The sequence below is a fragment of the Ruegeria sp. YTSC106 genome (assembly GCF_059609765.1).
Map to the genome: position 1 here is coordinate 108,330 of NZ_JBXWMI010000009.1, position 12,340 is coordinate 120,669.

General features: G+C 56.4%; 11 protein-coding genes. 7 read left to right on the plus strand and 4 right to left on the minus strand.

The genetic code is table 11. From position 1 onward, the window contains the following. Positions 1-43: 43 nt before the first annotated feature. The 3 genes from dnaJ to dnaK form a co-directional block, all read right to left on the minus strand. Positions 44-1,192: a molecular chaperone DnaJ gene (dnaJ, locus tag AC2FEB_RS13875; RefSeq protein ID WP_496673566.1), complete on the minus strand. Its 1,149-nt coding sequence runs from the start codon at positions 1,190-1,192 to the stop codon at positions 44-46. A 3-nt stretch (positions 1,193-1,195) separates the two neighbouring features. Further along, the gene (locus tag AC2FEB_RS13880) at positions 1,196-1,921 is read right to left on the minus strand and encodes an FkbM family methyltransferase (protein WP_496673568.1); all 726 of its coding nucleotides are present in this window, start codon (positions 1,919-1,921) and stop codon (positions 1,196-1,198) included. Positions 1,922-2,102: 181 nt separating this feature from the next. Further along, on the minus strand, positions 2,103-4,010 hold the full coding sequence (gene dnaK, locus AC2FEB_RS13885) for a molecular chaperone DnaK (protein WP_299899852.1): 1,908 nt from the start codon (positions 4,008-4,010) through the stop codon (positions 2,103-2,105). A 212-nt stretch (positions 4,011-4,222) separates the two neighbouring features. On the opposite strand from dnaK, the gene AC2FEB_RS13890 reads away from it, so the two are divergent. Further along, the gene (locus tag AC2FEB_RS13890) at positions 4,223-4,825 is read left to right on the plus strand and encodes an alpha-ketoglutarate-dependent dioxygenase AlkB family protein (protein ID WP_496673571.1); all 603 of its coding nucleotides are present in this window, start codon (positions 4,223-4,225) and stop codon (positions 4,823-4,825) included. Here the strand turns inward: AC2FEB_RS13890 and AC2FEB_RS13895 are convergent. Continuing rightward, positions 4,822-5,646, minus strand: coding sequence for an ABC transporter permease (locus AC2FEB_RS13895; RefSeq protein ID WP_496673574.1), 825 nt, complete (start codon positions 5,644-5,646; stop codon positions 4,822-4,824). The genes AC2FEB_RS13890 and AC2FEB_RS13895 overlap by 4 nt on opposite strands. Before the next feature lie 122 nt (positions 5,647-5,768). On the opposite strand from AC2FEB_RS13895, the gene cysQ reads away from it, so the two are divergent. From cysQ to AC2FEB_RS13925, 6 genes are all read left to right on the plus strand, one after another. Continuing rightward, complete coding sequence (gene cysQ, locus AC2FEB_RS13900; protein ID WP_496673577.1) at positions 5,769-6,566, plus strand: 3'(2'),5'-bisphosphate nucleotidase CysQ; 798 nt, start codon at positions 5,769-5,771, stop codon at positions 6,564-6,566. Beyond that, entirely contained in the window at positions 6,566-7,366 is an 801-nt protein-coding gene (locus AC2FEB_RS13905; RefSeq protein WP_496673580.1) for a 3-deoxy-manno-octulosonate cytidylyltransferase family protein, read from the plus strand. The genes cysQ and AC2FEB_RS13905 overlap by 1 nt, the downstream gene beginning before the upstream one ends. Before the next feature lie 70 nt (positions 7,367-7,436). Continuing rightward, positions 7,437-8,420: a UDP-glucose 4-epimerase GalE gene (gene galE / locus AC2FEB_RS13910; protein ID WP_299899844.1), complete on the plus strand. Its 984-nt coding sequence runs from the start codon at positions 7,437-7,439 to the stop codon at positions 8,418-8,420. Positions 8,421-8,427: 7 nt separating this feature from the next. Beyond that, entirely contained in the window at positions 8,428-9,471 is a 1,044-nt protein-coding gene (locus AC2FEB_RS13915; protein ID WP_254683744.1) for a glycosyltransferase family 2 protein, read from the plus strand. A gap of 184 nt (positions 9,472-9,655) precedes the next feature. After that, positions 9,656-10,642, plus strand: a complete 987-nt coding sequence (locus AC2FEB_RS13920) for a glycosyltransferase family 2 protein (RefSeq protein WP_299900053.1) — start codon at positions 9,656-9,658, stop codon at positions 10,640-10,642. Beyond that, the gene (locus tag AC2FEB_RS13925; RefSeq protein WP_496884133.1) at positions 10,639-12,339 is read left to right on the plus strand and encodes a DUF5927 domain-containing protein; all 1,701 of its coding nucleotides are present in this window, start codon (positions 10,639-10,641) and stop codon (positions 12,337-12,339) included. Before AC2FEB_RS13920 ends, AC2FEB_RS13925 begins: the two co-directional genes overlap by 4 nt. The last annotated feature ends 1 nt before the right edge of the window (position 12,340 follow it).

Genomic DNA, 12,340 nt, shown 5'->3' on the forward strand with positions numbered 1-12,340 from the left:
CGCCCTAAGGCTGCGGGGGAAGAGCCCCCATCAGTGCACGATCTCAGCCTTTCATTCCGTCCCAGAAGGATTTGACGGATGAGAAAAAGCTTTTTGATTCCGGATGGTTGTCTTCGCCCAGATCATCAAACTCGCGCAGCAGCTCTTTCTGGCGGCTGGTCAGGTTGACCGGGGTTTCCACGGCCAGTTCAATGAACATGTCGCCGACGCCACCGACGCGCAGCGCTGGCATGCCTTTTCCGCGCAGGCGCATTTGCCGACCCGACTGGCTTCCGGCTGGAATCTGAACGCGGCCGCGGCCGCCATCGATGGTCGGAACCTCGATCGATCCGCCCAACGCCGCCTTTGCCATGCTGACCGGCACGCGGCAATAGAGATTGACGCTGTCACGTTCGAACAGTTTGTGCTCGGATACTTCCACGAAAATGTACAGATCGCCCGGAGGACCACCACGCAGTCCGGCCTCACCTTCGCCCGCCAGGCGAATGCGCGTTCCGGTTTCGACACCAGCAGGGATGTTCACCGACAAAGCACGGTCTTTTTCGACCCGGCCAGCCCCCTGACAGGATTTACAAGGGTTCTTGATGATCTGACCCAGCCCCGAACAGGTCGGGCAGGTTCGTTCCACCGTAAAGAAGCCCTGTTGTGCCCGTACTTTCCCCATGCCTGAACAGGTGGGGCAGGAAGTGGGCTCAACGCCACCTTCGGCCCCGGTGCCGTCGCAAGATGAACACGCCACAGCCGTTGGCACATTTATGGTTTTTTGCAGGCCAGAGAATGCCTCTTCCAGCGTCACACGCAGGTTGAAGCGCAGGTCCGAGCCGCGCGCGGCGCGACGCCCGCCGCCACCCCGTTGACCACCCATGAAATCACCGAACAGGTCGTCAAACACATCCGAGAATGCGCTGGAGAAATCGCCTTGCCCGCCAAAGCCGCCACCTGGGCGACCACCTCCGCCCATGCCGTTTTCAAAAGCAGCATGACCAAAGCGATCATATGCAGCCTTTTTTTCGGCATCGCGCAGAACATCATAAGCCTCGTTGGCTTCCTTGAACTGCGCCTCAGCATCCGGGTTGTCCTTGTTGCGGTCAGGATGCAGCTCTTTGGCTTTCCTGCGAAAACCCTTCTTGATCTCGTCCGCCGAAGCGCCCTTGGACACGCCGAGCACTTCATAGTAGTCGCGCTTTGACATTTGTTATTCCTTCGTGCCGCCGGACGCGGTGCTTTTATTGAGTCTGTACACGCCGTTGGTGTTGTTTGCAAAACTGGCCACGTAACCTGCCTTATTCAAGATCTGGTCAAGCCCATCGTCCGAATGCTTGATTTCTATCAGCAGCACTTCAGGCCAGATCTCCCGCGGGGCATCTTCAAAAAAAGCGCGCAATACGCGGATTTCCTGGCCTTCAATATCCATTTTCATCGCATCAACCCTAGTCAGCCCGGCATCGCGTATGGCGTCCAGCAACGAAACCGCCTGAACGCACAGATCGCCCGACTCGGCAACTTTGGCGTGCCCCCTGTCACCGAGATTCGCAGACTCGAACCACACCTCACCCGGTTTGTCAGACAGTGAATTATCGCAATGAGTGACTTCACTGGCTTGATTGGCAGCCAGATTGGTACCGAGACGGGCCTTGTTGACCGGATCCGGCTCAACAGCCAGAGCCCTTAGGTTGCGCCCAAACTTCTGCGCAACTGATCTGACCCACAGGGTGTAAAGCCCGACATTCGCACCAGCGTCGACAAAGACATAATCACCAGAGCCCTGCGATATATGTTTGGCCAGTGATTGACGCTCATCCAGATCAAAGAATTGCGATCCGGTTATGACTCGACGTTCGGCCCAGTTGTCTGAAGGGTACAATCGGCATTTCTGCCCGCCGAACACCTCAACATCGTAAGGCTCTCGCTGAGAAGCCATCAATACCCTTCGAATTCCGGACGACATCCATTGACGCGGCATGCCTTCAGACCACCGGCGCAATCTTTCCACCCGAGTTGAGAGGGCGTAGGTGCCAATTGGAGGTTTCAGAGACGCGTGCTGCATGGTGGAGACCGTTCCGGCGGGCCCTGAATGGGTCCGCCGGAAACCGAGCAACTGGTCAGGCGCGCTTGTTGTCGTCGAGATCTTCGAACTCGGCGTCGACGATGTCATCGTCACCTGGTGCGGCGTCAGCGGCAGCAGGTTCCTCTTCGCCTTCTTCGGCCTGCGCCTTATAGATGGCTTCGCCCAGCTTCATGGCTGCTTCGGTGACGTTCTGGATACCCGACTTGATCTTGTCGGCATTTTCGGTTTCCAGCTCGTCCTTCAGCGCGGCGATCGCCAGCTCGATGGCTTCGATCGTGGTCGGGTCGACCTTGTCGGCATGCTCTTCCATCGACTTCTCGGTCGAGTGGATGAGGCTTTCCGCCTGGTTCTTCGCCTCGATCAGCTCGCGGCGTTCCTTGTCCGCCTCGGCGTTCTCTTCGGCGTCCTTGACCATCTTGTCGATATCTTCGTCTGACAGACCACCCGATGCCTGGATGGTGATCTTCTGCTCTTTACCGGTGCCTTTGTCCTTGGCCGAAACCGAGACAATGCCGTTGGCGTCGATGTCAAAAGTCACCTCGATCTGAGGCATGCCGCGCGGTGCGGGCGGGATATCTTCAAGGTTGAACTGACCCAGGATCTTGTTATCCGCAGCCATTTCGCGCTCACCCTGGAAACAGCGGATGGTCACAGCGTTCTGGTTGTCCTCGGCGGTCGAGAAGACCTGAGACTTTTTCGTCGGGATCGTGGTGTTACGGTCGATAAGACGAGTGAACACGCCACCCAACGTCTCGATACCCAGCGAAAGCGGGGTTACGTCCAGCAGAACCACGTCTTTGACGTCGCCTTGCAGAACGCCGGCCTGAATAGCGGCGCCCATGGCAACAACTTCGTCCGGGTTCACACCCTTGTGCGGTTCTTTACCGAAGAATTTGGTGACCTCTTCGATCACCTTCGGCATGCGGGTCATACCGCCGACCAGAACAACCTCATCAATGTCGCCCGCCGACAGACCGGCGTCTTTCAATGCGGCCTGACAGGGTTTCATCGACTTCTTGATCAGATCGCCGACCAGCGATTCCAGCTTGGCACGGGTCAGTTTCATGACCATGTGCAGCGGCTGACCGTTGGCGCCCATCGAGATGAACGGCTGGTTGATCTCGGTCTGCGAGGTCGAGGACAGTTCGATCTTGGCTTTTTCAGCGGCTTCTTTCAGACGCTGCAGGGCCATCTTGTCGCTGGACAGATCGACACCGTGTTCTTTTTTAAACTCATCCGCCAGGTAGTTGACGATGCGCATGTCAAAGTCTTCACCACCCAAGAAGGTGTCGCCATTGGTCGATTTGACCTCGAACAGCCCGTCGTCGATTTCCAGAATGGTCACGTCGAACGTACCACCACCAAGGTCATAAACCGCGATGGTTTGGGTTTCTTCTTTGTCCAGGCCATAGGCCAGCGCGGCGGCTGTCGGTTCGTTGATGATCCGCAGTACTTCCAGACCAGCGATTTTGCCTGCGTCTTTGGTGGCCTGACGCTGGGCGTCATTGAAATACGCGGGAACGGTGATGACCGCTTGCGTGACTTCTTCACCCAGATAGCTCTCGGCGGTTTCCTTCATCTTGCCCAGAGTGAAGGCCGAAATCTGGCTTGGGGAGTATTTTTCGCCGCGGGCTTCCACCCACGCGTCACCGTTGCCGCCATCCACGATGGCGTACGGCACCATTTTCTTGTCCTTCTGGACTTCTGCATCATCCACACGACGACCGATCAGACGCTTGACGCCAAAGATCGTGTTGTCGGGGTTGGTGACCGCCTGACGTTTTGCAGGCTGACCGACCAGTCGCTCATCTTCGGTGAAGGCGACGATCGAAGGCGTGGTCCGCGCCCCTTCGGCGTTTTCGATGACCTTTGGCTGCGAGCCTTCCATGATGGCCACACAGGAGTTTGTGGTTCCGAGGTCAATCCCGATTACTTTTCCCATTTTTGCAATCCCTTTCTCTTCAAGGCGATGTCCCGAGGATCGGACCCGTTATGGCATCCCACCCCCGATCTGATGTGCGCGACAGCACTACCATCGCGCGTCCCGGCGTATATAAGGGCGAGACAAGGGGCCTGCAAGCACCGTAGAACGCAGGTTTTCGGGAATTTGATGTCTTTTTTGGCAATGAATTGGAAAGGTTTGGGGTTTCCGGAATGACGCGGGTGATTTTGCGAGAGTTCGAAATCAGAAAAGGCTATCTTGATCCCGCCGCTCAGACACAGGTGATCGCAGCCCTGCGACCGATTCTGAAAGCTGCGCCCTTGTTTCGACCCGTCACGCCGTCGGGTAAAGAGATGTCGGTGCGAATGACTTCGGCCGGGGATCTGGGATGGGTGACCGACAACGCGGGCTATCGCTATCAGGGCGAGCATCCGAAAGGCGGGGTCTGGCCTGAAATTCCCCTCGCCATTCTTGATATCTGGCGTGACCTGGTCGGCACCGAGCGCGCACCGGATTGCTGTTTGATCAACTACTATGGGGAAGGCGCCAAAATGGGCCTGCATCAGGACAAGGACGAAGCAGATTTTTCCTGGCCGGTTCTGTCGGTTTCCTTAGGCGATGACGCCCTGTTCCGGATCGGCAATACGACCCGTGGCGGCAAAACCGAGTCGATCTGGCTGGGCTCGGGCGACGTGGTGATCATGGGCGGCCCGGCACGGCTGGCCTATCACGGGGTCGACCGGATCAGATACGGGTCATCCCGGCTGTTGCCAAAAGGCGGACGGATCAACTTGACGCTGCGGGTCGCACGTTAGCGCCGCGCGTTCCAGCTCTGTGAAACATGCTGGCGTGTAAAAAACTCACCCATCAGTCCGATCATCAGCAAGGCGATTCCAACCCACAATGCGTACTCCCAGCTTGTGTTTCGCGGAAAATAGTTTCGGAAAATGAAGCCCCGACACTGGTCGATAATATGAAACAACGGGTTCCAGGCGAACATCATCAACAATCCGCCTCCCAGTGTGTTTGCAACGAACATCTTTCCCGAAAACACCATGTTCAGGCGACGATAGATACTGGTGAGCATTCCCACGGTTGTCGGAAACCAGGGTTTCATCGCCATGAACACCAAGCCCACGGCGCATCCGGTAAACCAGGCCAATATCAGCATCGCGAATGCACCGCCGGGATCCTGCACCTCGATCGGGGCGACCGCGACGCTGTAGATGAACAGGATCACAAACATGGCCAGCAATTGCTTGTAAAGAATACCGAGCGCCGCAGACAGGATCGTCACCATCACATTCATAGGTGAATGGAGCATCATCGGATTGTTCGCGGACCCCACCCCTGAAATCGCACCTATTGACTGGATATGCAGCATGAAGGGGAACACGCCGGACAGAACATACAGCAGAAATTCGCCCCTGATCTTTGGAATTCCGCCCCGGCCCATCAGCGACATGAGCAGGTAGAAAGTGGTTCCCATCACCACAAGTTGCAGGACATTGATCAGGATGGCGACGATCGCATTCGGATGTTGCGAGCGCACCTTTCGTACGGTGGCATGGAACACCAGCTCAGCCGTCGTGAAAGCGCTGCCCAGCAGCGTTTGGTTACGCTTGAAATAGAACATTCAAAGGGTCTTTTCTGCTTCGTCGCCTCTAAACTGGCATGAATATCTTGCCGTTCCGTAACCGCCGCATCATAAGTCGATCGCGAGCTTGGATCAACAAACCACAGGAACGGAGCTTTTTTGTGACCTACGACGCGCTTATTCCCGTCATCCGGCGACTGGCTCTGGAGGCAGGCGACAAGATCATGGAAATCTACGAGGCGGATGATTTCGATGTCAAAGTCAAATCCGACTCCAGCCCTGTGACCGAGGCAGACGAAGCTGCTGACGCATTGATTTCGGCAGGGTTGCTTGCGGCATTCCCGGATATTCTTCTGGTCACCGAAGAACAGGCCGCTTCGCACTCTGAAAAAGGCGACACTTTTCTCATTGTTGACCCGCTGGACGGCACCAAGGAGTTCATCAACCGTCGCGGTGATTTTACCGTCAACATCGCACTTGTCGAAAACGGAGTGCCGACCCGGGGTGTCGTCTATGCCCCGGCGCGGGGTCGTATGTTCTTCACGCTGGCTGATGGCCGTGCGGTCGAGGAAACAGGTGCTTTCGACAAAAACGTGACAGGTCCTTCGACGCCCATATCAGTCTCTGAACCGGACAATTCAGGGCTGTTGGTTGTGGCGTCAAAGTCCCACAGGGATCAGGCCACCGAGGACTACATCAACAAATATCATGTGAAGGACAGCAAAAGCGCGGGTTCGTCACTCAAGTTCTGTCTGGTTGCCACGGGCGAAGCGGATATTTACCCGCGCGTCGGACGCACGATGGAATGGGATACGGCAGCGGGCCATGCAGTACTGGCCGGGGCCGGTGGCCGGGTTGTGCGTTTTGACGACCATACTCCGTTGGTTTATGGCAAGGATGGCTATGCAAATCCGTTCTTTATTGCCTACGCCCCGGGTGTTGAACTGAAGGAAGCCTGATGTCTGTTCTGATTGCCATCCCCGCGCGCTACGCCTCGACCCGCTATCCCGGCAAACCTCTGGTTCCTCTGACCGGCGCGAGGGGCGATTCCATGACTTTGATCGAACGGTCCTGGCGTGCAGCCAAGTCGGTCTCTGGCGTCGATCGCGTAGTTGTTGCGACGGATGATGACCGAATTCGCGAAGTGTCCGAGGGCTTTGGGGCAGAGGTCGTGATGACCTCGGAAAGCTGTCAAAACGGCACCGAACGATGCGCCGAAGCGCATGAGGTCCTGGGCGGCGGGTATGAAATCATCGTCAACCTGCAAGGAGACGCTCCGCTGACACCGCAATGGTTTGTCGAAGATCTGGTGTCCAGCCTGCGCGCGGCCCCGGAAGCCGGTGTTGCGACCCCTGTTTTGCGCTGCGATGGTAATGCGTTGAACAGTCTTCTGAACGACCGGAAGCATGACCGTGTGGGTGGCACGACGGCAGTATTCGGACGCGATCGCAGTGCGATGTACTTCTCGAAAGAGGTCGTGCCCTTTACGTCCCAGACATACACCGGTGATGCAGCGACACCCGTTTTTCACCATGTCGGCGTTTACGCCTATCGGCCCGATGCACTGGCGGCGTATCCAGGTTGGCCAATCGGCCCTCTGGAACAGCTGGAAGGCCTGGAACAGCTCAGGTTCATGGAAAACGGGCGCAAGGTTCTGTGCGTCGAGGTCGAGGCAAGGGGCCGTCAGTTCTGGGAACTGAACAACCCGCAGGACGTGCCCAAAATCGAAGAGATGATGGCAGCCATGGGGCTGGAGTGACGTCTTTTCCCCATGACTCTGACGGTGCCCTTGCCGAAACTGTTCCTCAACCAACCTCGATGGATATGCCATGAAGACAATTCTTGTCACCGGTGGTGCCGGGTACATCGGCTCACATGCCTGCAAGGCGCTTGCGCAGGCAGGTTATCTTCCTGTGACCTACGACAATCTGATCACGGGTTGGCAGGATGCGGTACAGTTTGGCCCTTTTGAACAGGGCGACCTTTTGGATCGGGACCGCCTGGATGAGGTTTTCGCGAAACACAAACCAGATGCAGTGATGCATTTTGCGGCGCTCAGCCAGGTTGGTGATGCCATGCGTCAACCCGGACTGTATTGGTCGAACAATGTCACAGGCTCGCTGACGCTTATTGAAGCAGCGGTTGCAGCCGGGTGTCTGGATTTCGTGTTTTCGTCCACATGTGCCACATATGGTGAGCATGACAATGTGGTACTCGATGAATCCACGGCGCAGTATCCCCTGAACGCCTACGGAGCATCGAAACGCGCGATCGAAGATATCCTCAAGGATTTCGAGGCGGCTCATGGGCTGCGCCATGTCATCTTCCGCTATTTCAACGTTGCAGGCGCTGATCCTGAAGGGGATGTGGGCGAGTTTCACCGACCCGAAACCCATCTGATTCCGCTGATGTTGGACGCGATTGACGGCAAGCGGGAAGGTCTTACCGTCTTTGGGACGGATTACGACACGCCCGACGGCACATGTATCCGCGACTATGTACATGTTTGTGACCTGGTAGATGCACATATTCTGGGGCTGGGCTGGCTGGAACAGAGCAAAGACAGCCGAGTCTTCAATCTGGGCACCGGGTCCGGGTTTTCCGTCCTTGAGGTGATCGAGCAATCCAAGTCCGTCACCAACCGTTCCGTGCCGTATACTGTGGGCCCTCGACGGGCAGGAGATTGCACCAAGCTGGTATCCGGCTCTGTGCGGGCTGAAAACGAACTGGGATGGAAGCCCAAAAGATCTACGTTAGAGACGATGGTCGCAGATGCTTGGCGCTGGCACCAGAACGGCCACTACGAGAAATGAGGACCCGGTGACATCCAGCACTGCTTTGACACTTCCCCGGATCGGATGGGCACGGCAGTACAGGTTGCGCTGGAAACGCCGGCGGCTGCTCTGGAGGTCGCTGCGCAGCCGACATCAATTGACCTGCCAGAAGGATCGGACGGCCGAGATCAAGGGCGGTGACGTGTTGGCTTTGGTCACCCTACGCAATGAAATCATCCGCCTGCCGTGGTTCTTTCGTCACTATCGCGCTTTGGGTGTCGATCATTTTCTGATCGTCGACAACGGCAGTGACGATGGATCGTCCGAGTATCTGCAGGATCAACCGGATGTCTCTGTGTGGAAAACCCATACCAGCTATCGTGGATCGCGGTTTGGCCTGGACTGGTTAACCTGGTTGCAGATGCGCTATGGCCACCGCCACTGGTGCCTTATGGTGGATGCGGATGAACTGTTGGTCTATGCCCACTGTGACACCCGGTCCCTGCATGACCTGACAGCTTGGCTGGACCGGCGCGGGCAGATCGGGTTCGGGGCGCTGATGCTGGACCTCTATCCCCAGGGTCCTTTGGGCGACAATGCTTATGACCCGGACACCGACCCCACAAATCTGCTGTGCTGGTTCGATTCAGGACCGTATCGTACGCAACGACAAAGCCCGATGGGCAATCTTTGGGTGCAGGGCGGCGCGCGGGAACGGATGTTCTTTACGCAGACACGGCAAAGATCCCCAACGCTGAACAAGATCCCGCTGATGCGCTGGTCGCGGCGCTATGCTTATGTGAACTCTTGTCATTCCGCCCTGCCGCGCCATCTGAACGAAACCTATGATGGGCCGGGCGGTGATGCCCCGTCGGGCGTGTTGCTGCACACGAAGTTCCTGCCGGACGTTATCGAGAAATCCAATACCGAAAAGCAGCGACGCCAGCATTTTCATGATCCGGACCAATTCGGGCCATACTACGATGGAATAATCAACCAGCCGGATATGTGGACCTCGCAATCGGTGCGCTTCACCGGATGGAGCCAGCTGGAACAGTTGGGTCTGATGAGTGGCGGAGGCTGGGATTGAAAACGAAAACAAGGGCATCAACCGCACGTTTACAATTTACGGGTTTTAAAGTCGTTGCCTCTGAAGATGCAAAAGTGGCATAAACCTGCAACGCCATGTCGTGTTAACGGTCGCGACGGGTTTGGGGAAAGCTCGCGTCATAAAAAGGTTGGGCAGTCACGTGAGCCTGTTTGAGTCTTACAAGATGAGGTTGCGGCGCAAGCGCCGTATTCTGCGTTGCCTCAAACGTCGCCGCGAACTCAGGCCGGTCAGCAACAACACACAAGCAATCCGCCGTGATGATATCCTGTTGATGAGCGTTGTTCGGAACGAGAAAATTCGCCTGCCCTTCTTCCTCGAATACTATCGCAAACTGGGCATCAATCATTTTTTGTTTGTCGACAACGACAGCGATGATGGCAGTTTTGAGTTTTTGAAAGAACAGGCCGATGTTTCGGTCTGGCGGACGACAACCAGTTACAAACGCGCAAGCTATGGTCTGGACTGGTCAAACTATCTGCTGCACAGATATGCGCATGGACATTGGGTGCTGAGCGTCGATCCGGATGAATTCTTCATCTATCCGTTCTGCGACACTCGCCCGATCCGTGCTTTGACCGACTGGCTGGATGGCAGTGCCGTACGCAGTTTTGGCACGATGCTGATCGACATGTACCCTGAGGGGGCGGTGGACGCCGAACCTTATGCCGAAGGTCAGAACCCGTTCGAAATTGCGCGTTGGTTCGATCCCGGCAACTATATGATTACCAAAAACCCCGAATACAAAAATCTTTGGATACAAGGGGGTCCACGGGCGCGTGTGTTCTTTCGGGACAACCCCTCCAAGGCACCGGCGCTGAACAAGATTCCGCTTGTAAAATGGGACCGGCGCTATGTTTATGTCAGCTCGACCCATTCGCTTTTGCCGCGCGGGCTCAATCAGGTTTATGACGAATGGGGCGGCGAGAAGGCCAGCGGGTCGCTGCTTCATGCCAAGTTGATCAATATTCTTGGCGACAAAGCCCGCGAAGAACTGGAGCGTGGCCAGCATTACCGCGGCTCCGGCGAATACAGGGCCTATGCGACACAGCTTGAGGACAAGCCCGTTTTCTGGTGCGAGTGGTCCGAGGCCTATATCAACTGGCGGCAGCTTGAGATCCTTGGCCTCATGTCGAAAGGAAACTGGGCATGAGCGGTCTGGGTATTGTCATGTTGGTTCATACCTCGCTGGACCGTGCCGAACAGGTCGCACGCCACTGGACGGCAGCAGGATGCCCGGTGGTCATCCACGTGGATCGCAAGGTGTCAGACGATGTCTATTCCCGATTTGTAGCGTCCTGTTCCAACAATCCCGTGATCGTGTTTTCAGATCGACATCGGTGCGACTGGGGTGGCTGGGGCATTGTTGCCGCCTCGCAAAGCGCCTCCGAGTTGATGTTGGAGCAATTCCCAGAAGTTCGCCATGTGTTTCTGGCCTCGGGGGCCTGCTTGCCCTTGCGACCGGTCGAGGAACTGATCGATTACCTGTCAGACAGGCCGCGCGTCGATTTCATCGAAAGCGCGACCACGTCTGATGTCAGCTGGACCATCGGCGGGCTGGATCATGAACGGTTCACCCTGCGGTTTCCGTTTTCGTGGCGCAAGCATCGCAAATTATTCGACGCATATGTAAAACTTCAGCGCGCCGCAGGATTTCGCAGGCAAATCCCCGACGGCCTGGTTCCGCATATGGGCAGTCAGTGGTGGTGCCTGACCCGTCAAACGCTGTCCGCAATCCTTCAGGACCCCAGACGCAAGCTATATGACAAGTACTTCCGCCATGTCTGGATTCCGGATGAAAGCTATTTTCAGACGCTGGCGCGGTTGTACTCCACGCATATAGAAAGCCGGTCTCTGACCCTGTCCAAATTCGATTATCAGGGCCGTCCACACATCTTCTATGACGATCATCTGCAATTGCTGCGCCGATCAGATTGTTTTGTGGCCCGAAAAATCTGGCCTCGCGCGGAACGGTTGTACCAGGCATTCCTGACAGATCAGACCGGAGCAATGAAACCGGCGGAACCCAATCCGGGCAAGATCGACCGTGTATTCTCCAAAGCTGTGGAGCGGCGAACTCGTGGACGCGACGGGCTGTACATGCAAAGCCGGTTTCCCCGGCATGGCAGTGAAAACGGTCTGACATCGTCACAGTATTCCGTATTTCAAGGCTTTTCAGAACTGTTCGAGGATTTTGAACCATGGCTGGCCGCGACCACGGGAACCAGAGTCCACGGGCATCTTTTCGGGCCGGGGCGCGTCGGTTTTTCGCAAGGGGAAGTCATAACAAATGGGGCTCTCAGCGACAGTGCAGAGCTGCGGGACTACAACCCAACCGCCTTTTTGTCGAACCTGATCTGGAATACGCGGGGCGAGCGCCAGTGTTTCCAGTTCAGCCCGCGGGACACCCAGGAGATCAACTGGTTTCTGGCGCGGGACAAAAACGCTCAGATTTCGGTCATCACTGGCGCGTGGGCAATTCCACTGTTCCGATCCAATATGAACTTCTCGGAAATCCGGTGTGAGGCGGCGCGCCTGCAACGAATTGAAACCAAGCAGCTTGAGGTGCTGACATCGGTCTGGACCAAAGCGCGGATGCGCAGTTGGACGCTGGCAGATTTCATTGAATCTCCGATGGATGCATTGCAGGCAGTGCTTGAAGAAATAGGCATGCAACCGACCAGCCACCTGACCGAAGTGCCAACCATGGTCGATCTGTCCGGATTCGGGAAGTTCCTGCAAAACCTCAAGAATCAGGGAATGCACCCTTATCTGATGGGCGACTTCCCGGCGGACGACGTATTCGGCCGTCAGGCAAAACCCTACCGAAAACCATATCTGGTGCAGTGAT

Coding starts and splice junctions, on each gene's coding strand:
- dnaJ (WP_496673566.1), bottom strand. CDS start 1,192: ATGTCAAAGCGCGACTACTATGAAGTGCTCGGCGTGTCCAAGGGCGCT.
- AC2FEB_RS13880 (WP_496673568.1), bottom strand. CDS start 1,921: ATGGCTTCTCAGCGAGAGCCTTACGATGTTGAGGTGTTCGGCGGGCAG.
- dnaK (WP_299899852.1), bottom strand. CDS start 4,010: ATGGGAAAAGTAATCGGGATTGACCTCGGAACCACAAACTCCTGTGTG.
- AC2FEB_RS13890 (WP_496673571.1), top strand. CDS start 4,223: ATGACGCGGGTGATTTTGCGAGAGTTCGAAATCAGAAAAGGCTATCTT.
- AC2FEB_RS13895 (WP_496673574.1), bottom strand. CDS start 5,646: ATGTTCTATTTCAAGCGTAACCAAACGCTGCTGGGCAGCGCTTTCACG.
- AC2FEB_RS13905 (WP_496673580.1), top strand. CDS start 6,566: ATGTCTGTTCTGATTGCCATCCCCGCGCGCTACGCCTCGACCCGCTAT.
- galE (WP_299899844.1), top strand. CDS start 7,437: ATGAAGACAATTCTTGTCACCGGTGGTGCCGGGTACATCGGCTCACAT.
- AC2FEB_RS13920 (WP_299900053.1), top strand. CDS start 9,656: ATGAGGTTGCGGCGCAAGCGCCGTATTCTGCGTTGCCTCAAACGTCGC.
- AC2FEB_RS13925 (WP_496884133.1), top strand. CDS start 10,639: ATGAGCGGTCTGGGTATTGTCATGTTGGTTCATACCTCGCTGGACCGT.